The organism is Micromonospora foliorum (assembly GCF_022229015.1).
GTDB lineage: Bacteria > Actinomycetota > Actinomycetes > Mycobacteriales > Micromonosporaceae > Micromonospora > Micromonospora foliorum.
The window spans coordinates 1-21,326 of sequence record NZ_JAKKFF010000144.1; the positions used below are offsets into that span (position 1 = coordinate 1).

Here is a 21,326-nt window from a genome sequence, read left to right on the forward strand (position 1 = left end):
CACACCGACGACTACACCAGCCAGCACGTCTACAAGAACGGCCACGAGGGCAAGGACGAGAACGGCAAGGACCACGAGGGCAAGGACGAGAACGGCAAGGACGACAACGGCAAGGACCACGAAGGCAAGGACGAGAACGGCAAGGACGACAACGGCAAGGACCACGAAGGCAAGGACGAGAACGGCAAGGACGACAACGGCAAGGACGAGAACGGCAAGGACGACAACGGCAAGGGCGGCCAGGGTGGCGGCGCTGCCGCCGACGCCTACGGCGACGAGGACAGCAAGGACTGGAAGGGCGAGGAGCACGGCCAGGACGCCGAAGAAGGCCGTGACAAGAACAACTGGGACTCCAAGGACGAGCACGGCTCGGACAACGGCCGGGACAACGGCTGGGAGTCCAAGGACGAGCACGGCTCCGACAACGGCCGGGACAACGGCTGGGAGTCCAAGGACGAGCACGGCTCCGAGTACGGCTCGGACGAGCGCGGCGGCTACGGCAAGGACGAGCACGGCTCGGACAACGGCTCCGACAAGGGCTGGGAGAACAAGGACGAGCACGGCTCCGAGTACGGCTCGGACGAGCGCGGCGGCTACGGCAAGGACGAGCACGGCTCCGAGTACGGCTCGGACGAGCGCGGCGGCTACGGCAAGGACGAGCACGGCTCCGAGTACGGCTCGGACGAGCGCGGCGGCTACGGCAAGGACGAGCGTGACCGGGACGACCGTGACCGGGACCACCGTGACCGGAACGACCGTGACCGGGACGACCGGGACCGGGACGACCGTGACCGGGACCACCGTGACCGGAACGACCGTGACCGGGACGACCGTGACCGGAACGACCGTGACCGGGACGACCGTGACCGGGACGACCGCGAGTTCGTCTACTACGGCGAGGCCAAGGTCGACAAGGACGCCAAGCCGGGCCGCTACGAGCTCAAGGGCTCCTGCGGCGAGGGCGAGCTCGTCGTGCTGCCGCACGGCGGTGTCGACGGTGGTGACGGTGGCGTGAGCACCGGCACCGACCGGGGTCTCGCCACCGGCGGGGCGGGCCTGCTCGGCGCTGCCGCGCTGGGCGGGATCGTGCTGATGCGTCGTCGGCGGACCGATGGTTCGCTCGTCTGACGTGACGACGACACCGGCCGGCGGCCGCCACGGGAGACCGTGGCGTGCCGCCGGCACGGCCGTCGTCGTCACCATGGCCATGATCGGCGCCGGCATGATCGGCGCCTCTCTGAAGACCACGCCCAGTCCTCGACCGCCGCAGCCGCTGGCCCAGGCCGGCCCCGAGGCGACCGGGCCGGCGAGCACCGCCGACGACGGGCAGCCGGCCGGTCAGGGTGATGCTCCGGCCGGGTTGGCCCGCTCGGCACCGACCAGCATCGAGATCCCCCGGATCGGTGTCGACGCGACGATCATGTCGTTGGGCACCAACCCGGACGGCACTGTCCAGGTCCCTCCGCTGGACAAGGCCGACCAGGCCGGGTGGTACGAGCCCGGGGCGAGCCCCGGCGAGACGGGTAACGCGGTCATCGTCGGGCACGTCGACTCGGCGGTGCTCGGCCCGGCCGTCTTCTTCGACCTCGGCGCTCTCACCCCTGGCGACACCGTCACCGTGCGCCGCGCCGACGGGGTGCCGGCCACCTTCACGGTCGACTCGGTGAAGTCGTACCCGAAGACGGCCTTTCCCACCGAGCTGGTGTACGGACCGAGCGACCGGCCCAGCCTGCGGGTGGTCACCTGCGGCGGTCAGTTCGACGCGGCCGCGAAGAGCTACCCGGACAACATCGTCGTCTTCGCCACCCTGGCGGCGTGACCCGCGACGAGCGAAACGCGGTCCGGCCGGGCGGGTCACCCCGACCGGCCGGACCGCGTCCGGCGTACCTGACTCAGGCGGCTGCGGAGGTCCGCACCAGGGTGCGGATCTGGCGCAGCAGCACCGAGAGCGCGGCGAGATCCGCCCGCGACTCGTCGAACTCCCCCATCGCCCGCCGGGCGCGGTGGATGGAGGTGGCGTTCGACTGCTCCCACTGCTGCACCCGCTCGTGCGGCGGCAGGTCGCCCGGGGTGGAGTCGAGTACCTCCGCGGTGAGCGCGGCAAGCGCGGCGTACAGGTCGTACCGCAGCGCCATCCGGGCCAGCGTCTGCCAACGGTCCTCCCGCGGCAGCAGGGAGATCTTCGACAGCAGCGAGTCCACCCGGAACAGGTCGGACAGCACGAAGTAGACCGAGGCCACCTCGCTGACGTCCCGCCCGCTGGCGTTCGCGGTCTCCACCACGTCCATCAGGCCGAAGCTGTACATCAGCCGGGTCGCCCGCTCCGCCAGCTCGCGGGGCAGTCCACGCTCGGTCATCGAGTCCATGTGCGCGGCGATGCCCTGGCGCTCGTTGCCGTAGAACAGCTCCTCGAGCCCCGGCAGCAGCCGGGTGACGCCGTCCCGCAGCCGGGCGATCTCGGCCGGCACGTCGATCGGCGAGCGCCGGTTGGAGACCAGCCACCGCACCGCCCGGTCGAGCAGCCGGCGGGTGTCCAGGTAGACGCTGGTCTGCAGCTCGGGCGCCACCTTGTTGTCCAGCGCCTCGACCGCGTCCCACAGGTCGCGCAGGCCGAACACCTCGCTGACCACCACGTACGCCCGGATCACGTCTGCCGCGCTGGCCGCCGTCTCCTCGACCACCCGGAAGATGAACGAGATGCCACCCCGGTTGATCGCCTCGTTGACCAGCACGGTGGTGACGATGTCGCGGCGCAGCCGGTGCCGGCCCATCCGGTCGGCGAACCGCTCGCGCATCGGCGTCGGGAAGTAGTTGACCAGGACCTCGGTCGTCCACTCCTCGTCGGCCAACCCCTCGGTGAGGATCTCCCGCTCCAGGACGATCTTCACGTACGCGAGCAGCACCGCGAACTCGGGCGCGGTCAGGCCGGATTCGCTGCGGACCGCCAGCTCCTCGTCCGGCGGCAGCGCCTCCAACGCCCGGTCCAGGCCACCCGAACGCTCCAGCTCGTTGATCATCCGGCGGTGCACCGGGAGCAGCGAGGCGGCCTGGGCCTGGGCATTGTTGATCGCCCGGGCCTGGTCGTAGTTGTCCCGCAGCACCAGCTCGGCGACCTCGTCGGTCATTCCGGCCAGCAGTTCGTCCCGATCGGCCGTGGTCAGCTCCCCGTCGGCCACCGCCGTGTTGAGCAGGATCTTGATGTTCACCTCGTGGTCGGAGGTGTCCACCCCGGCCGCGTTGTCGATGAAGTCCGTGTAGATCCGGCCACCGGTCAACGCGTACTCGATCCGGCCGAGCTGGGTCCAGCCCAGGTTGCCGCCCTCGCCCGCGACCCGGCAGCGCAGGTCGCGCCCGTCCACCCGGATCGCGTCGTTGGACTTGTCGCCCACCTCGGCGTTGGTCTGGGTGGAGGCCTTGACGTAGGTGCCGATGCCACCGTTCCAGAACAGGTCCACCGGGGCCGTGACGATCGCCTTCATCAGGTCCTGCGGGGACATCTGCGTGACGTCGTCGTCCAGGCCGATCGCCGCCCGGACCTGCGGCGTGATCGGGATGGATTTCGCGGTACGCGGGAAGATGCCGCCACCAGCCGAGATCAGCTCCCGGTTGTAGTCCTCCCAGGAGGAACGGGGCAGGTCGAACAGCCGCCGACGCTCGGCGTACGAGGTGGCGGCGTCCGGCTCCGGATCGAGGAAGATGTGCCGGTGGTCGAAGGCGGCCACCAGCCGGATGTGCTCGGAGAGCAGCATCCCGTTGCCGAACACGTCGCCGGACATGTCACCGACGCCGACCACCGTGAAGTCCTGGGTCTGGGTGTCCAGGCCCAACTCCCGGAAGTGCCGCTTGACCGACTCCCAGGCGCCCCGGGCGGTGATGCCCATCTTCTTGTGGTCGTAGCCGGCGGATCCGCCGGACGCGAACGCGTCACCCATCCAGAAGTTGTGGGCCTTGGAGATCTCGTTGGCGATGTCGGAGAACGTCGCGGTGCCCTTGTCGGCCGCCACCACCAGGTACGGGTCGTCGCCGTCGTGCCGGACCACGTCCTCGGGCGGCACGATCTGCCCGCTGACGATGTTGTCGGTGACGTCCAGCATCGCGCCGACGAACTCCTGGTAGCAGGCGACCGCCTCGTCCCGGTCGCCCGGCTTCTGCTTCAACACGAAGCCGCCCTTGGCGCCGACCGGCACGATCACGGTGTTCTTCACCATCTGCGCCTTGACCAGACCCAGCACCTCGGTGCGGAAGTCCTCCCGACGGTCGGACCAGCGCAACCCGCCCCGGGCCACCGGCCCGAACCGCAGGTGCACACCCTCGAACCGGGGCGAGTAGACGAAGATCTCGAACTTCGGTCGCGGCGCGGGCAGGTCCGGAATGGCCTGCGGGTCGAGCTTGAACGCGACGTACGCCTTGGGCCGCCCGTCGGCGCGCTTCTGGTAGAAGCTGGTCCGCAGGGTCGCCTCGATCAGCGTCAGGTACGAGCGCAGGATCCGGTCCTGGTCGAGGCTCGCCACGTCGTCCAGCGCGCCCCGGATCGTCTCCACCAGCTCACCGCTGCGCTGCTGCCGCTGCTCCGTGCTCAACTCGCCCGGCGCGAACCGGGTCTCGAAGAGCTCCACCAGCAACGAGGCGAGCTTTGGGTACGCGATGAAGGTCTGCTCCATGTAGTCCTGTGAGAAGACCGTGCCGGCCTGCCGCAGGTACTTCGCGTACGCCCGCAGCACCACCACCTGCCGCCAGGTCAACCCGCCGCGCAGCACCAGCTCGTTGAACCGGTCCACCTCGGCCTCGCCGCGCCAGGCCGCCGCGAAGGCGTTCTCCACGTGCGGGCGCACCTCGGCCAGCTCGTGATGCCCCTCGGGCAGCATGAGGCCGAAGTCGTACAGGTAGACCCGACCGTCGATCCGGTCCACCTCGTACGGGTGCTCGTCGACCACCCGTACGCCGAGCGAGTGCAGCACCGGCAGCACGGCGGAGAGCATCATCGGCTCGCCGTACCGGTAGACCTTGAACCGGACGTCCATCGCCTCGGCCAGGTCCGCACCCGGCACCCGGGTGCCCGGCCGGGGCGCCAACTGCTTGCGGAACAGGTGCATCTCCAGCTGGCCGGGCTCCTCCAGCAGCTCCAGCTTCGCCAGGTCCTTCATCGCCTCGTACGGCGTGTGCCCGTCCTTGTAGCCCTCCGGGAACGCGTCGGCGTACCGGGTGAACAGGTGCTTGGCCTGCTCGTCGCCGAGCTTGCGCTCCAGCACCAACCGGTAGTCGTCGTCCCAGAGCCGGGTGGCGTCGGCCAACTCCTCGGCCAGCAGGTCGGCGTCGATGTCGCCGGGCGGCCGCGTCGGGTCGGTACGGACGATGAAGTGCACGCGAGCCAGCATCGACTCGGTGACCCGGGTGGTGTAGTCCACCCCGACGCCGTTCAGCTCACGCAGCAGGATGTCCTGCATGCGCAGCCGGTTCTGCGTGGTGAACCGGTCCCGGGGCAGGTAGATCAGGCAGGAGATGAACCGCCCGTACGCGTCCCGACGCAGGAAGACACGCAGCTGCCGACGGCCGGCCATCCGCAGCACACCGACCACCGCGTGGTACAGGTCGTCGGTCTTGATCTGGAACAGCTCGTCGCGCGGGTACGTCTCCAGGATCTGGATCAGATCCTTGCCGGAGTGGCTGCGCTGGCTCAGGCCGGAGCGGTCCAGCACCTCGGCCACCTTGCGGCGTACCACCGGCAACTCGCGGACGCTGGTCCGGTAGGCGGCCGTCGAGAACAGGCCCAGGAAGCGCCGCTCACCGATCACGTCACCGTCGGAGTTGAAGATCTTGAAGCCGATGTAGTCCAGGTACGCCGAGCGGTGCACGGTGGCACGCGAGTTGGCCTTGGTGATGATGAGCAGGCGCTTCTCCAGCACCTTTTCGTGGGCCTCCGGCGTCATCGACGCCAGCGACCGCGCGTCCGGCGAATCCGAACGCAGGATGCCCAGACCGGTGCCGAGCACCGCCTCCAACGCCTTGCCGTCGACCCGGTCGGTGGCGTCGCCGCCGTCGGCGTCCACCAACCGGTACTCGCGGTAGCCGAGGAAGGTGAAGTGGTCCTGGGCGAGCCAGCGCAGCAGCTCCACCGAGTCGGTGATGTCCTTCTCCGGCACCGGTGGGCGGTTGTCGGACGTACGGGCCGAGGCCAGCTCGTCGGCGAGCGCGAGGGCACGCTGACGCATCTTGGGCCAGTCCTCCACCGCCTCCCGCACGTCGGTGAGCACCCGCTGCAACTCGCGGCGCAGCCGGTCCCGCTCGGCCGCGTCCCGGACCGGGTCGATCTCGATCCGCATCCAGCTCTCGATGATGTCGCCGGAGATCGCGTCGTCCGGCTCCACATCCGCGGAGACCTCGGTGAGCCGGCCCAGCGGCTCACGCCGCACCACCACCAGCGGGTGCACCAGCAGGTGCACGTCGAGGTGGTACGAGTTGAGCAGCGCCGTCACCGAGTCGACCAGGAACGGCATGTCGTCCGTGACGATCTCGACGACCGTGTGGTGCTGGTCCGCGTGCGGTTCGTGGATCCGCAGCTTCAACTCGCCCGGGACCCGTTGCTGGGCGAGATCCCGGTGTGCCCGGGCCGCGTCGAGCATCTCCTCCGCCGTGAAGCCGACCAGCTCCTCGTCCGGGGCGAACCGCCAGAAACGGCCGACAAGTGTCGCCGCGTCGTGGTCGTCCCCCGCGAGCGCGACGGCCTGGGCCACCAGGCGCTCCGCGTTGGGGACGGGTTCGTCGAGCTCGGCGTCCTCCACGTCGTCGGCCAACGCCTCGGCTGGCAGACCCAGATCGTAGATGGTGTCGATGCTCGACCCGGTCAGCCCGGTGACTCCCGTGTCGAGTCGGCCGTAGCCGTCCCCGTCGGTCGCCGAATCGAAGCTGTCGTCGTCCCGGCCGGAGTCATCCTGCCGGAGGTCGGGTTCCGGTTTGATCGCCGGACGCCGGTCCATCGGTGCCACTCCCCTCGACCCACCGCGTTGTGGGTCACTCTGCCGCCCAGCCTAGGCCCTGCCGTTGTGCGCCTTCGTCGGCGGACCACTGGCCAGACGTCCGGATCGGGACTTTGTCCTTTCACCCGTTGCGGGTCCGAGGTTGGCTGGCTGCGGGATACCCCGCCACGCGATGTTCATCACACGGGCGCGGCCCGTCTTTGAGCGCGGCCGAGCACGTGGGGGACGTTGGGGACGCCGTTCGCGTACTACCGTGCGAGGGCAGTCCGAGATCGGAAGGACCAGCTTCATGCCCTTGTCGTACCCCCGGCCCCATCGGCCGAACCCCGCCCGCCGGCTGGCCGCCGCCGTCACCACGGCGCTTCTCGCGGCGGGTGTCCTGGTCGGTTGCTCGGGTGACGACGGGCCGCAGCGCACCGTCGACGCCTTCCTCGCGGGCTGGCGCAGCGGTGACCTCCAGGCGGTCGGTCTGATCGACCCGCTCGGCTCGAAACTGCCGTCGGCGGACGTGGCGCGCGAGATCAAGGACCTCTCCGGTGAGCTGGCGGCCACCCCGCCCACGCTGACGCGTCGCGGCGAGCCGAAGATCACGAAGGACATCGCGACCACGACCGTCCAGGTGGAGTGGACCCTGCCCGGTCAGACCCGCTGGGCGTACGACCGGGAGGTGCGGCTCGCCCACGGCGACGACGACCAGTGGCAGGTGATCTGGGAGCCGAAGGTGGTGCACGAGCAGCTCACCAAGGGTGACCGGTTGGCGCTGCGCCGCGACCCCGGTGCCCGCGCCGCAGTGCTGGACAACGCCGGGAAGCCGATCGTGACCCCGCGCCCGGTGGTCCGGGTGGGTGTGCAGCCCAACGGGGTCGCCGACCTCAAGAAGCTCGTCAAGGATCTCGACGCGGCGTTCAAGGCCATCCGCCCGGCGCTGGTCCCCGGCGTCGACCTGGCCGACCTGCCCGACCGGGTGGCCAAGGCCGAGCCGGGTGCCTTCGTCGAGGTGGTGTCGCTCCGCGAGGAGGCGTACCGGCAGATCAAGCCCCGGATCTACGACCTGCCCGGCACCAAGTTCGTCTCCGACAAGATCGACCTGGCGCCCACCCGTGAGTTCGCCCGTGCGCTGTTGGGCACGGTCGACCCGGCGCAGGCCGACGACCTCGCCGCACACCCCGACCGGTACGTCGTCGGCGACCTCGTCGGGCACGGCGGCCTACAGGGCCGTTACGACGAACGGCTGCGCGGCGGCCCCGGGCTGACCGTGGTGGTCGAGCGTCCGGCCGAGGGCGGCAAACTCGAACCCACCGGCGCCGAGTTGTTCCGTCGGGAGCCGCAGCCCGGGCAGGCGCTGAAGACCACGCTGGACGTCGCCGTCCAGAACGCGGCCGACGGGGCACTGCGCGCCGAGTCGCGCCGCTCCGCCCTGGTGGCGCTCCGGATCAGCGACGGCGCGGTGCTCGCCGCCGCGAACGGCCCCGGCCCGGCCGGGGAGAATCTGGCCTTCGACGCCCAGGTGCCTCCGGGCTCCACGTTCAAGATGGTCAGCACGCTGGGTCTGCTGGATCGGGGCGCGGTCACCCTGGACGGGCCGGTCGACTGCAAGAAGACCTTCACCGTGGACGGCCGGTCCTTCAAGAACTCGGACAACTTCGAACTCGGCTCGGTGCCGTTCCGCACCGACTTCGCCAAGTCCTGCAACACGGCGTTCGCCTCCCTGGCCCCGAAGCTCGGCGGTGACGGGCTGGCCGCCGCCGGCCGCTCGCTGGGCCTGGAGGGTCAGTGGGACCTCGGCACGGACGCCTTCACCGGCAAGGTCTCGACGGGCGGCAGCCCGACCGAGCAGGCCGCCGCGTCGTTCGGGCAGGGCACCACGCTGGTCAGTCCGCTCGCCATGGCCGGCGCCACCGCCGCCGTCGCCCGCGGCCGCTTCGAACAGCCGAAGCTGCTGATCGACCCGGCGCCGGCCAAGCCGGCCCCGGCCGGCGAGCAACTCAAGCCAGAATCCGTCGCGGCGCTGCGCACGATGATGCGCGAAGTGGTCACCGCCGGCACCGGCAGCGCGCTCAAGGATGTGCCGGGCGAGGTGTACGGCAAGACCGGCACCGCCGAGTACGACGACAACCCGGCCCACACCCACGCCTGGTTCGTCGGCTGGCGGGGAGACGTGGCGTTCGCCGTCTTCGTGGAGAAGGGCGGGGCCAGCACCGCCTCGGCCGTCCCGATCGCCGAGCGCTTTCTCCGCGCCCTCCCGGCCCGCTGACCGGCGGTCCGCTACTCGTTCGTGCGACGCGCGCGGCAGGCGGACGGACGGCAACGGCCGACGAAAGTCGCCGACGCAGGGCCCGCGTGCCCCACCTGTCGGATGTCGGCCAATCCCTTGCCATGGTGATCGCAATGCCCTGATCCGCCACCGAACACCGGGCACCACCTGGCAAACGGTGTGAAGCGCGTGCTCCTTCTCCACGGCCGTCACCCGCTACGGCTCGTCCGCCTGCCGGGGCCCACCGGTGCAGGGGTGGTAGCCCGCCAATCCGCCCGGTACGGTGCCGGAATCATAGGAAATCAAGGAGCTCGATAGGACAAGGCGTACTGAGGGTCGGCTAGTGGCGCCTTCCTTGGAGCACTGACAGCCCTCGGTGCGGCGATTCCCCCGTCCCCGCCCGTTGTGGAGCCGACTTGCCGCAACCAGAAGCCACTCTCTCCGGAAAAGCAATTTCGTATGCCCTCGGCCGGGCTCTCGACTGCCTGCGGATCAATTTCCGATCCGGTGAGGGTGAGGCCGGTTGGTACCACTTCCTGGACGATCCGTCGCCCGGGATCACCGCGTCCGCAGTGGGTCTGTTCACCTTCCGACTCGCCGGCCAGAATTTCGAACGCGCCGACGAGGTGATCCGCTACCTCATCGACCAGCAGGTTCGCGGACCAGACGGCAAGGGCGCCGGGTGGGCGGTGCGCACGACCAACGGGTTCCCCATCATTGAGGCGACCGCGTGGGTCGTACGGGCTCTGAGCCCGCCCGGCGCGGGGCGGCTCGCCGCCGTTGCCGCCCTTCAGGACGGCGCGCGATTCCTGGAGGACAACCAGAACACTGATTTCGGATGGGGCTCCTACGCCGGTCAACCCTCCCGCGTGTTCCACACCGCGCTGTGCATGCTGGCCTTGCAGGAGTGCGGCGGCCCCACCCAGGTCATCGACAACGCCAAGAAGTGGCTCATTGGAGCACAGAGCCCGGATGCGCCCGCTTGGGGACCGCTACCCGGTGCGGCACCGACCCTGTTACACACCAGCTACGCCCTGCTCGCCCTCGCCAATCTCGACGGTGCGCTCAGCATCAACACGATCGAGAAGACAACCGAATGGATCCTGGACAATCTCGTGCCCGGGGAACATGTCGAGCGGTCCTCCACCGTCGAGGAGTTTGACGTCCCCTACATGGACGGCGACCGGCCGCTCGTCTTCCAGAACGCCCTGCCGCACTTCGCCGGCCCGGTAGCCGTGACCGCGCTGCTGGCGGCGGGAGTCGACCCACTTCAGCCGAAGCTCTTCAAGGCGGTCTCGCACATCCTCCAGGCACAGGGCAACACCGGCACCTGGGAATTACCGAGGAGCCCGTCAAGGGACTCCATCTGGGCGGTCTGGCCCTTCGTCTCTGCCCTGTCCCGGATGCGGGCGGCACTCTTTCCCGTACCCAATGGTGAAGCGCAGCTTCTCTACCCCGGCTGCGCGCTCGTCCAGACGGAGACGAACGCGAGGAAACTGACCAGCGCGCTCCTGATGCGCAACTTCGCGTTCAGTTGGATGAGTCGCCGCCGCGTGGCTCTCGGGCTTTGGTGCCTCGGGATCGCCTACTCCGTCACGGCGCTGGTGCTGTTCCTGACCCGGGCGCTCGACAAGGTGGAGCTGGCCGTGGGCCTCATTCTCCCGGCGCTGTTGCTGTTGTTCCAGCTGATCTGGGGAGCGCGGTCCCGCCTGCGCACGGGGCGATCAACGTGAGCGTCGAGCACTGCGAAATGTGTCTGGAGGTTGAGCTGAACGGCCGGGCCGCCGCCGGCCGGCCGGTCGAGGTGGGCGAGAGCATGCCCCGGCTGATCCTCCGCACCGACGGCATCGACGTGATGGCCGGGCTCGGATCCCTCGCGCCCGGCTACACGTTGCTCGTACCGCACCGCCATGTTCCCAGCAGCGGGGATCTGGAGCCGCACGAGCGGGCCGTGCTGCACGCGACGGCACGGGTGGTGGGCCAGGAGATCGAGAAGGTCTTCGGGTGCCGGGTGGCGTTGGTCGAGCACGGGTCCTCAGGTAAGGCGTCGGGTCGATCAGGCGGAGGGTGCATCACCCACTGCCATCTCCATCTCCTACCCCTGGCGAGGGATGTGGATCCGGAGATCCTCGTCCCGCGGGAAAGCCACCGCATCGACGACCTCAGCCCTTTGGTCACCGCCGCCAGCCGTCGAGAGAACTACTACTACTGCTCATGGTTTGCCTCAGGCGGTCACTTCTCGACGAACCCTCAGCTGTCGTCGCAGCACGCCCGGCGCATCTGGGCGCATAGCCTCGGCCAGCCGGACCAATGGGATTGGGCGCTTTTCCCCTATATTGATAACTGCCGCATCACGGTGGAGAGTCTGCGACCGAGCGAGGCGCACATGAGCGAAAGACTGAGTGCCGCGATCGTCGACGAGACCATCGCCACCTACACGGGCAACGCCGCCCGCTACGCGGCCGACACCGAGAAGTTCGCCGTCAATTCCACCCTGCCCGGCCAGATGGACGCCCTGCTGAAAGCCACGACTGGGCCGGTCCTGGACGCGGGCGCCGGAGCCGGGCGTGATGCCGAGTACATGGCGGCGACCGGACGGACCGTCATCGCGCTGGACGCCTCTGGCACGCTGCTCACCGAACTGGAGTGGGACCACGCCTTCGGTCGGGTTGTCGGCGACGTACGCCGGATCCCGCTGGCTGACTCGTCGGTGGGCGCCATCTGGTGCTCCGCGGTGCTCCTCCACCTCGGCCAACGCGACGTCCGGCATGCGCTGCGGGACCTGGCGCGGGTCCTGCGCCCGGGCGGCCTCATGCAGATCTCCGTGAAAAGAGGGCGGGGCATGCGCACCGAACCATTGGCCGACTCCGGCACCCTGCGGCACTTCTTCCTGTACGACGCGGACCAACTCTGCGCGATGGCCGTTGCGGCAGGGCTGGAGGTCGTCAGGACATGGACCGAGGATGAGGACGGATCGGCCAGGACCCTCCAGAACTGGGCCAAGATCGTGACCCGGAAGCCCGGTTAGACCATGCTGGCGCACCTACACCTCCACCTGGAGCCCGAGCGGCGCAAACGGATCCAGATGGGGCTGGCCGCCAGCGAACCCTCCCGCGACAAGAGGGCGTTCTTCGCGGCCCACGACGTGGGCAACGGGGCCCGGCTGCCGGTGACCGGCCAGGATCTCCGAGATTTCATCGTCCAGGTGCACGCGGAGCAACGCCGGGAGGGTGTGGACTACGTCGAACTGCGGCTGTCTCCGCGCCGCTTCCTGCTCGACGGCCTCCCGACCCACGAGTTCGTCCATATCGCCGCCGCTGCCATGCAACCCCTGCGCCGACCCATTGTCAGGGGAGTTCTCCTCGTCAATCGGGACAGCACGCCGGACGTCGTGGCCCGCTGCGCGGCGATGCTCGCGGACCTGCCGGCCACCTTCGTCGGCATCGATCTGGCCGGCGACGAGAGTCACCACGGGGACACCACGCGGTTTCGTGCCCTCTTTTCCACCGCCCGTGATGTGGGCCTGGGAATCACCGTGCATGCGGGCGAATTCGGTGACCTCGCGAGTACCTGGCGGGCCCTGGACGAACTCGGTGCGCAGCGGATCGGCCACGGGCTCGCAGCGGCGCAGAGTCGTTCGCTGCTCAAGCGGCTCAGCGACGATCACGTGATGGTCGAACTCTCGATCTCCTCCAACCGCGCACTGGGTGCGGTCACCGAGACAGCGCCGCATCCGGCGCGCGCGTTTTTGGAGGCGGGTGTGCCCATCTGCTTCAACACCGACATCCCGCTGGAGAGTAGATCGACGCTGCAGCAGGAACTGGCGCTCGCCGCCACCGCCCTGGAGGTGACGACGGCCGAGCTGACAGCGATCCAGCAGAAGGCTGCGGTCTTCGCCTTCCGCTCGGACCTCAGGTAACCGGTTCGGGCCACTGATCCCCGATCGGCGGCCGGGGTTTGGCGATGCCGGTTCTGGGGCGGTCGAAATTTCCGCCGACGTCCGGCCTTGATCCACTCGATTCCGCTGAAGCTGCGGTGTCCGAGCCACCCGGACACCCCGGATTCACTGAAACCGACTCGATCACGGCCAGGTGGCCGAGGGCCGGGTCAGGCGGTGTCGGCTTTATGTATTTCGGTCTGGTCCGGGACCGACGGGGCGGTGCGTCGGAGGAGACCTGGGCCGGCCGACGCCGGCGGGCCGACCGGTTCGCGCTCGACCAGGGGCGCGACACCGGCCGCGACGCCCGATGACTCGGAGTAGGCCCCTCCGCCCGTGCCGGGTGACTCCCCCTCGGCCGGGATGTCGTACGGCACCGCGCTCACCGACGAACCGACGCCGGGGACACCGACGCCGGCAGGCCCGACATCGGCAGACCCGAGCGCAGCAGGCCCGACACCGGGGGCGTCGATGTCAGCAGGGTCGACGGCGGCGGGAAATTCAAGCCGCGCAGCCCGCTCAACACGGTCGAGCCCGTCAAGCCCAACCAGCCCGTCGAGCCGCTCGGCACGGTCGGGGCGCTCGGCACGGTCGAGACGCTCGGCGCGGTCGGCACGGTCGGAGCGATCGGTGGTGGCGGTCGAGGCCCGGCCGTTGCCGCGCCGCGGGGAGGGCGTCGGCCGGGCCGACAGCAGTCGGGGCGGTACGGCTTCCGGGGCGGTCACCGGCGCCAGACCGGCGACCACGGTGTTGACGATCTCGGCCGCGTACGAGCCGTCCGGGTCGTAGTCGGGGTCGAAGACGGTCAGCTCCACGCCGAGGCAGTGCGGGGTGTCGACCAGGCCGGCGAGCAGGATCTCCAGCTCGGCGAAGGCGATTCCACCCGGGTCGGGGGCGTCCACGGCGGGCATCACCGCGGGGTCGAGCACGTCCACGTCGATGTGCACCCAGTAGCCCGCGCAGTCGGCGAGTTGCTCGTGCGCCCACTGGGCGGTCCGGGCGGCGCCTTCGGCGCGCAGCGCCGGCACCGGTCGGGTGGTGATCCCGGCGGCCTGGAGGTCGAGCCGGTACTCGTCCTGGGCGCGGATGCCGAGCACCACCACGTCGATGTCGCGGAAGTAGGGCCGGCGACCCTCCAGGGCGGCCAGGTCGGCCTGCCCTCGCCCGGTGACCAGGGCCAGGTCCTCACCGGCGGCCGCGCCGACGTAGGAGGCGTTGCCGGGGTGGCGGAAGTCGGAGTGCCCGTCGACGAAGACCAGCCCGATCCGCCCGCCGACGGCCTCACCGAGGCGGTGCATGGCCAGGGCCGAGCCGAGGAGCACGGAACAGTCGCCACCCAGAACGACCGGAAACTCGCCGCGGTCGATGATCGAGCCGATGCGTTCGGCGAGGGCCAGCGAGTAGTCGGCGATCTCCCGGGCGTGGCACACCCCGTCGCCGGGCCGCCAGTCGCCCGGGTCGTACCGGGCGGGGGTGACGCAGCCGGCGTCGCGGGCGCGGAGCCGGGCCAGCAGGTCGTGGTCGCGCAGCGCCCCGGGTGCCTTGGCGCAGCCCGGGACCGACGTGGGTGTCGGCGGCCGTAGACCGAGATTTGTCGGCGCGTCGAGGACGGCGATCCGGCGCATCATGAGCTCCCGTCCTCGGTGGTCGGGCGGGCCGGCCGGAACGCCGGCCCGCGCTGGCGTGCTACGAACTCAGAACAGGGCGCTGGCCAGGGCCCGACGCGCCGAGGCGACCGCCGGGTCGTCCGGACCGGCGATGGAGAAGAGCGAGACCAGGTGCTGGCGGACCGTCTCGCGGTCCTCACCGGCGGTGCGCCGGACCAGACCGACGAGCCGCGCGTACGCCTGCTCAGCCAGGCCGCTGAGCACCTCGATGTCGGCGGCCAGCAGTTGGGCGTTGACGTCGTCGGGAGCGCTCTCGGCGGCGGCCAGCGCGGTGGACGGGTCGGCGCCGGCCACCCGGCGGGCCACCCCGACCTGGACCAGCCCCGCCGTGGCCGCGGCGTCCGCCGGGGCGTCGGCGAGGATCTTCCGGTACGCCTGCTCGGCGGCGTCCAGATCGCCGCTCATCAGCGCGTCGTCAGCCTCGTCGAGGCGGGGGTCCTCCGGCTCGGCGACGGTCACGCCGCCGGCCTTGAGTACGGCCTGGATCCACTGCCGCAGCTGCGCCTCGGGCACCACGCCGGAGAAGGCGTCGACCGGCTGGCCGCCGACGACCGCGTAGACCATGGGGATGCCCTGCACCCGGAACATCTGGGCGATTCGGGGGTTTTCCTGCACGTCGACCCGGGCCAGCACCCAGGTGCCGCCGCCCTCGGCGTTCAGCCGCTCCAGGACCGGGGCGAACTCGTCGCTCTCCGGGAAGCCGGCCGCGCCGAAGAACACGACGACGGGCGTGGCCATCGAGCGTTCGAGCACGTCGGACTGGATTGTCGCCTCGGTGACGTCCACGATGGCGGTGTCACCGCCGGCGGTGGGCGCGCCGGGGGCGCCGTTGGACGGGCCGCCCTGCGGGGGCGTGCCGGGGCGGGTACTTGCTGGTGCGGGGCCACGCAGCGTGCTGAGGTCGACCGCGCCGCGGGTGAAGATCGACGAGGTGATCCGTGGGTCGCTCATGGTTACCTAGTCTCGCACGTGAGCCCCCGATCTCAGCTCACCCGCAACCCCGACGTTGCAACTCTCACGCCCCGCCCCCACCCCCCGCGATCTTGCATATTCTGTCGCCGGTACGCCGCATTCATGCCTTATGTCGGCGCACAAACCGCAAGATCGACGGGGGTGGGGTGACGGCAGGGGTCAGAAGCGGGCTGGCTCCCGGTAGGTGCCCCACTCGGCGCGTAGGGCGTCGCAGATCTCGCCCAGGGTCGCCTCGGCCCGGACCGCGTCGAGCATGGCCGGGATCATGTTCTCGTCGGTACGGCTCGCCTCGATCATCCGGGCCACCGCCGCGCGCACCGCCGACTCGTCCCGCGCGCTCTTACGCTCGGCGAGCACCCGGCGCTGCTCCAGCTCCACCTCGTGCGAGATGCGCAGGATCTCCAGCTCCTTGGCGACCGTGCCGGTGTGGCAGTTGACCCCGACGATCTTCTTGTCGCCCTTCTCGAGGGCCTGCTGGTAGACGAAGGCCGACTCGGCGATGTGCCCGGTGAACCAGCCGTCCTCGATACCGCGCAGGATGCCCGAGGTCATCGGGCCGATCTGGTGCGGCCCGTCCCCGCCGAGCTGTCGGATCCGGGCGAAGATCTCCTCCGCCTCGGCCTCGATCTTGTCGGTCAGCGCCTCGACGTACCAGGAGCCGCCAAGCGGGTCGGCCACGTTGACCACACCGGTCTCCTCCATCAGCACCTGCTGGGTACGCAGGGCGATCTCGGCCGACTCGTCGGTAGGCAGCGCCAGGGTCTCGTCCAGCGCGTTGGTGTGCAGCGAGTTCGTGCCGCCGAGCACCGCCGCGAGAGCCTCGACGGCGGTGCGGACGACGTTGTTGACCGGCTGCTGCGCGGTCAGCGACACCCCGGCGGTCTGGGTGTGGAACCGCAGCCACAGGGCCTTCTCGCTGGTTGCGCCGTAGACGTCGCGCAGCCAACGGGCCCAGATCCGGCGGGCGGCACGGAACTTGGCAATCTCCTCGAAGAAGTCGAGGTGCGAGTCGAAGAAGAAGCTCAGCCCGGGCGCGAAGACGTTCACATCCAGCCCACGCGAGAGACCCAGCTCGACGTAGCCGAAACCGTCCGCCAGGGTGTACGCCAGCTCCTGCGCCGCGGTCGAGCCGGCCTCCCGGATGTGGTAGCCGGAGACCGACAGGGGCTTGTAGCGCGGGATCTCCCGGGCGCAGTACTCCATCAGGTCGCCGATCAGGCGCAGGTGCGGCTCCGGGTCGAAGAGCCACTCCTTCTGCGCGATGTACTCCTTGAAGATGTCCGTCTGCAGGGTGCCGTCCAGCTTGGACAGGTCGGCGCCCTGCCGCTCGGCGGCGACCAGGTACATGCAGAACACCGGCACGGCCGGGCCGGAGATGGTCATCGAGGTGGTGACGCCGGCCAGGTCGATGCCGTCGAAGAGCGCCTGCATGTCGGTGGCGGTGTCGATGGCCACGCCGCAGTGGCCGACCTCGCCGAGCGCCTGCGGGTCGTCCGAGTCGCGGCCCATCAGCGTCGGCATGTCGAACGCCACCGAGAGGCCGCCGCCGCCGGCGCCGAGGATCATCTTGTAGCGCTCGTTGGTCTGCTGGGCGTTGCCGAAGCCGGCGAACTGCCGGATCGTCCAGGTCCGCCCGCGGTAGCCGGTCGGATACAAACCCCGGGTGTACGGATACTCGCCCGGCCAGCCGATCCGTTCGAAGCCTGGATAGGTGGCGCCCTCCGGCGGCCCGTACACCGGCTCCACCGGCATCCCGGAGAGCGTGGTGAAGTCCGCGTCCCTCTTGCGCGCGGCGTCGTACCGGGCCTGCCAGCGCGCCCGTCCGGCGTCGATCTCGTCGGCGTCCATGAGCAGGGCTCCTCCTCGGGTCCTCGACTGCACGTCGAGTGTAAGGCCCCCACCTGAACGATCGCTAAGTCACGCCGTACCGGCGAGTAACGGCGAGCGCCCGCGTCGATCATGGAGTTGTGGTGGTGCACAAGTCCCGCAGCCGGGGCCAAAATGGCCACCACAACTGCATGATCGACAGAGGGAGGGGGGAGGGAGGGAGGAGGGCGGGCGGGGGGTGGACTAGGAACGGTCAGGCTGGGGGTGTGGTGGGGGATTCGCTGATCGCCAGGTCGTCGACCCGGATGTTGACCTCGTCGACCCGCAGCCCGAATGTCTCGACCGCCTCGGTCACTCGAGCGCGCACCTGACCGCTGACCTCTGCCACCTGTCGACCGGCCTCAATCACCAACACCAGGTTGACCACGGCGGCGTCCCCGGTCACGTGGGCCGAACAACCCCGCCGGGCGTCACCCACCTGGTCCAGCCCGACCCGGTCGAGAACCGCGTTGAAGAACCGGGCGACGTCCCCGCCCAGGTCGGCCACGCCGGGCACCGCGCGCGCCGCCGCGACGGCGATCTTTTCGATCACCTCGTCGGCGACCTGCGTGGTCCCACCCGCCGGCACCGACGCCCTGGTCAGCTCCTGCGTTGCTTCCAGGTCCACAGTCGCTCCCTGCTCCTTGCACCACCGGGTCTGGGCACGTCCGACCCTCAGCGAAGGTGGGCGGTGCGAGCTTACTCGGACGATGTGGTCCCGGGATGTCCCCCGGTGGATGGTCAACGGGCGGTCCGGCAGCCTCAGGCCGTCGGGCAGCTACGCCTCAGGCGCCGGCTGCCGCGCCCGGCTGGTTCAGCTCGATGTCGTCCACCGTGACGTTGACCTGGGTGACCGTGAGGCCGTACTTCTCCACCGCCTCGATCACCGCGGCCCGCACCGCCTCGGTCACGTCGGCCACGACGTGCCCGGCGTCGATCACCAGGACCACGTTGACGACGGCCGAGCTGCCCTTCACGTCGGCCGAGACACCCCGGCGAGCGTCGCCCACCGCGTCCAGGCCGACCTTGTCCAGCACGCTGTTGAAGAACCGGGCCACGTCACCGCCGAGATCGGCCACACCGGGCACCGAACGAGCGGCCGCCCCGGCGATCTTCTCCACGACCTCGTCGGAAACCGACGTGGCACCCCGGGCCGCGCCCGTCGCGGGCTGCACTGCGCCGGCGTTCTCCACCGCGTCCGTCATGATCACATCTCCCCTGGTCCCGGTGCACTGTGGACCGACCGGTTCGTCAGCCCGCTTCACGGCAGCCTCGCTGCCGGCCGCGCGCCGCGAGCCTACTAAAACCGGAGTGACCTTCGCTTGCGGGCGGGAGGCGCGCTCGGACCGGCGCACAAGCGACGACGTCGGACCGTGCCGATCCGGTACGTCCATCGTGGACGCGCCGGCCGGCGAAACGCCGGGTCAGCGGGCGAGCTGGGCGAGCAACTCGTCCGCCGCCGTGTACGGGTCGACCGCACCCTCGGCGACCTTGGTGGCGAGCGTCGCCAACTCCGTACCGTCGCGCAGTGAGCCGATCCGGGCGCGCAGGGTGCCGAGCGCGATCGCCTCGATCTCGGCGGCGGCCCGCTTCTCCTGGCGGCGGCGCAGCTCGCCGTGCTCGACCAGCCAGCCCCGGTGCTTGTCGATGGCGGCGGCGATGTCGTCGATGCCCTCGCCGCGCGCGGCAACCGACCGGACCACCTGAGGCCGCCACTGCCCCGGCCCGCGCTCGCCAAGCGCGATCATGCCCTGGATGTCACGGACGGTGGCGTCGACGCCGTCCCGGTCCGCCTTGTTGACCACGAACACGTCGGCGATCTCCAGGATGCCGGCCTTTACCGCCTGGATCGCGTCGCCCATCCCGGGCGCGAGCAGCACCAGCGTCGTGTCGGCGAGCGAGGCGACCTCCACCTCGGCCTGCCCGACGCCGACCGTCTCCACCAGCACCACGTCGCAGCCGGCGCCCTCCAGCACCCGGACCGCCTGCGGCGTGGCCGCGGCCAGCCCGCCGAGGTGCCCCCGGCTGGACATGGACCGGATGTAGACGCCCGGATCGGTGGCGTGGTCCTGCATCCGCACCCGGTCACCGAGGATCGCTCCGCCGGTGAACGGGCTGGACGGGTCGACCGCCAGCACGCCCACCCGGTGCCCGCGCGCCCGCAGCGCGCGGACCAGCTCGTTCGTGGTGGTCGACTTGCCCACCCCGGGTGAGCCGGTCAGCCCGACCACCTGGGCCTGCCCGGCGTACGGCGCCAGCGCCGCAGCGATCGCCGGCAACAGCGCGTCACCGTTCTCCACCAACGTGATCAGGCGGGCCACCGCGCGGGGGTCGCCCGCGCGGGCCCGCTCGACCAGCAGCGGTACGTCTCGGCTGCGGCGCACCGACGTGGTGCCCGCTGCCGGAACGTGCTCAGCCTCGCTCACTGGCCGGCCGGGGCCTTGCCCGGCACGTGGATGATCAGCGCATCGCCCTGGCCACCGCCGCCACAGAGCGCCGCCGCACCGGTGCCACCGCCGCGCCGCTTCAGCTCCAGGGCGAGGGTGAGGACGAGACGCGCGCCGGACATGCCGATCGGGTGGCCCAGCGCGATCGCGCCGCCGTTGACGTTGACCTTGTCCGGGCTGATCCCGAGGTCCCGGGTGGACTGGACACCGACCTGCGCGAACGCCTCGTTGATCTCGATGAGGTCCAGGTCGGCCACGCTCAGGCCGCCCTTCTTCAGGGCGTGGTTGATCGCGTTGGACGGCTGCGAGTGCAGGGAGTTGTCCGGGCCCGCCACGTTGCCGTGCGCACCGATCTCGGCCAGCCAGGTCAGCCCCAGCTCCTTCGCCTTGGCCTTGCTCATCACGAGCACCGCGGCGGCGCCGTCGGAGATCGGCGACGAGCTGCCGGCGGTGATGGTGCCGTCCTTGGCGAAGGCGGGGCGCAGCTTGGCCAGCGACTCGACGGTGGTGTCCGGGCGGATGCCCTCGTCCTCGCTGATCACCAGCGGGTCACCCTTGCGCTGTGGGATGACCACCGGGGCGATCTCGTCGGCGAAGTGGCCGTTCTTCTGTGCGGCGGCGGCCCGCTGGTGGCTGGCGGCGGCGAAGGCGTCCTGCTCCACGCGGGAGATGCCGTGCCTGGCGCCGAGCCGCTCGGTCGACTCACCCATCGAGCAGCAGTCCCAGGCGTCACTGAGCCCGTCGTGTGCCATGTGGTCCTTGACCACCACGTCGCCGTACTTGTAGCCGGCGCGCTGGCCCATCAGCAGGTGCGGGGCGTTGGTCATCGACTCCATGCCGCCGGCCACCACGATGTCGAACTCGCCGGCGCGGATGAGCTGGTCGGCCAGGGCGATCGCGTCCAGGCCGGAGAGGCAGACCTTGTTGATGGTCAGCGCCGGCACGGACATCGGTACGCCGGCCTCGACCGCCGCCTGCCGAGCCGGGATCTGACCGGCGCCGGCCTGCAACACCTGTCCCATGATCACGTACTGGACCTGGTCGGGGCTGACGCCCGCACGCTCCAGCGCCGCCTTGATGGCGATCCCGCCGAGCTTCGTGGCCGGGAGGTCCTTGAGGTTGCCCAGCAGCCGGCCCATCGGGGTCCGCGCGCCGCTGACGATCACCGAAGCCATGCCTGCCTCCGAAGGGGTGCCGAGCTGTACGCCT

13 protein-coding genes and 1 pseudogene are annotated in these 21,326 nt (G+C 70.4%); 6 read left to right on the forward strand and 8 right to left on the reverse strand.

Annotation, left to right across the window (positions count from 1 at the left end; all coding sequences use genetic code 11):
* Together PSH25_RS12660 and PSH25_RS12665 are read left to right on the forward strand one after the other, a co-directional pair.
* The coding region (locus tag PSH25_RS12660) for a putative sodium/potassium/calcium exchanger (RefSeq protein ID WP_238659283.1) at nucleotides 1-1,128 on the forward strand (1,128 nt) is incomplete at its 5' end.
* A 1-nt stretch (nucleotide 1,129) separates the two neighbouring features.
* The gene (locus PSH25_RS12665) at nucleotides 1,130-1,819 is read left to right on the forward strand and encodes a class F sortase (RefSeq protein WP_238659284.1); all 690 of its coding nucleotides are present in this window, start codon (nucleotides 1,130-1,132) and stop codon (nucleotides 1,817-1,819) included.
* Between the two features lie 73 nt (nucleotides 1,820-1,892).
* Here the strand turns inward: PSH25_RS12665 and PSH25_RS12670 are convergent, their stop codons facing one another.
* Nucleotides 1,893-6,974 (reverse strand): NAD-glutamate dehydrogenase, encoded by a 5,082-nt coding sequence (locus tag PSH25_RS12670; RefSeq protein ID WP_238659285.1) that lies wholly within the window; start codon nucleotides 6,972-6,974, stop codon nucleotides 1,893-1,895.
* Nucleotides 6,975-7,263: 289 nt separating this feature from the next.
* On the opposite strand from PSH25_RS12670, the gene PSH25_RS12675 reads away from it, so the two are divergent.
* From PSH25_RS12675 to PSH25_RS12690, 4 genes are all read left to right on the forward strand, one after another.
* Nucleotides 7,264-9,228: a penicillin-binding transpeptidase domain-containing protein gene (locus PSH25_RS12675; protein ID WP_238659286.1), complete on the forward strand. Its 1,965-nt coding sequence runs from the start codon at nucleotides 7,264-7,266 to the stop codon at nucleotides 9,226-9,228.
* 416 nt (nucleotides 9,229-9,644) lie between these two features.
* On the forward strand, nucleotides 9,645-10,961 hold the full coding sequence (locus tag PSH25_RS12680) for a prenyltransferase/squalene oxidase repeat-containing protein (protein WP_238659287.1): 1,317 nt from the start codon (nucleotides 9,645-9,647) through the stop codon (nucleotides 10,959-10,961).
* Nucleotides 10,958-12,256 (forward strand): methyltransferase domain-containing protein, encoded by a 1,299-nt coding sequence (locus PSH25_RS12685; RefSeq protein WP_238659288.1) that lies wholly within the window; start codon nucleotides 10,958-10,960, stop codon nucleotides 12,254-12,256. The genes PSH25_RS12680 and PSH25_RS12685 overlap by 4 nt, the downstream gene beginning before the upstream one ends.
* 3 nt (nucleotides 12,257-12,259) lie before the next feature.
* Nucleotides 12,260-13,147, forward strand: coding sequence for an adenosine deaminase family protein (locus PSH25_RS12690; protein ID WP_238659289.1), 888 nt, complete (start codon nucleotides 12,260-12,262; stop codon nucleotides 13,145-13,147).
* A gap of 677 nt (nucleotides 13,148-13,824) precedes the next feature.
* On the opposite strand, the pseudogene PSH25_RS12695 reads toward PSH25_RS12690, so the two are convergent.
* From PSH25_RS12695 to PSH25_RS12725, 7 genes and pseudogenes are all read right to left on the reverse strand, one after another.
* Nucleotides 13,825-14,793 (reverse strand): annotated as a pseudogene (locus tag PSH25_RS12695) (arginase family protein); the annotation flags it as partial.
* Nucleotides 14,794-14,859: 66 nt separating this feature from the next.
* A complete protein-coding gene (locus PSH25_RS12700; protein ID WP_238659290.1) occupies nucleotides 14,860-15,783 on the reverse strand; it encodes a tetratricopeptide repeat protein in 924 nt (307 codons plus the stop codon).
* Nucleotides 15,784-15,963: 180 nt separating this feature from the next.
* Nucleotides 15,964-17,652 (reverse strand): coenzyme B12-dependent isobutyryl-CoA mutase large subunit, encoded by a 1,689-nt coding sequence (gene icmA, locus PSH25_RS12705; RefSeq protein ID WP_238659291.1) that lies wholly within the window; start codon nucleotides 17,650-17,652, stop codon nucleotides 15,964-15,966.
* A gap of 232 nt (nucleotides 17,653-17,884) precedes the next feature.
* A complete protein-coding gene (locus PSH25_RS12710) occupies nucleotides 17,885-18,298 on the reverse strand; it encodes an Asp23/Gls24 family envelope stress response protein (RefSeq protein WP_238659292.1) in 414 nt (137 codons plus the stop codon).
* A gap of 157 nt (nucleotides 18,299-18,455) precedes the next feature.
* Nucleotides 18,456-18,875: an Asp23/Gls24 family envelope stress response protein gene (locus tag PSH25_RS12715; RefSeq protein WP_238659293.1), complete on the reverse strand. Its 420-nt coding sequence runs from the start codon at nucleotides 18,873-18,875 to the stop codon at nucleotides 18,456-18,458.
* 219 nt (nucleotides 18,876-19,094) lie between these two features.
* Nucleotides 19,095-20,096, reverse strand: a complete 1,002-nt coding sequence (gene meaB, locus PSH25_RS12720) for a methylmalonyl Co-A mutase-associated GTPase MeaB (protein ID WP_238659294.1) — start codon at nucleotides 20,094-20,096, stop codon at nucleotides 19,095-19,097.
* Nucleotides 20,093-21,292 carry an acetyl-CoA C-acetyltransferase gene (locus PSH25_RS12725; RefSeq protein WP_238659295.1) on the reverse strand — a complete coding sequence of 400 codons (1,200 nt, stop codon included), beginning with the start codon at nucleotides 21,290-21,292 and terminating at the stop codon, nucleotides 20,093-20,095. Before PSH25_RS12725 ends, meaB begins: the two co-directional genes overlap by 4 nt.
* Nucleotides 21,293-21,326: the final 34 nt, after the last annotated feature.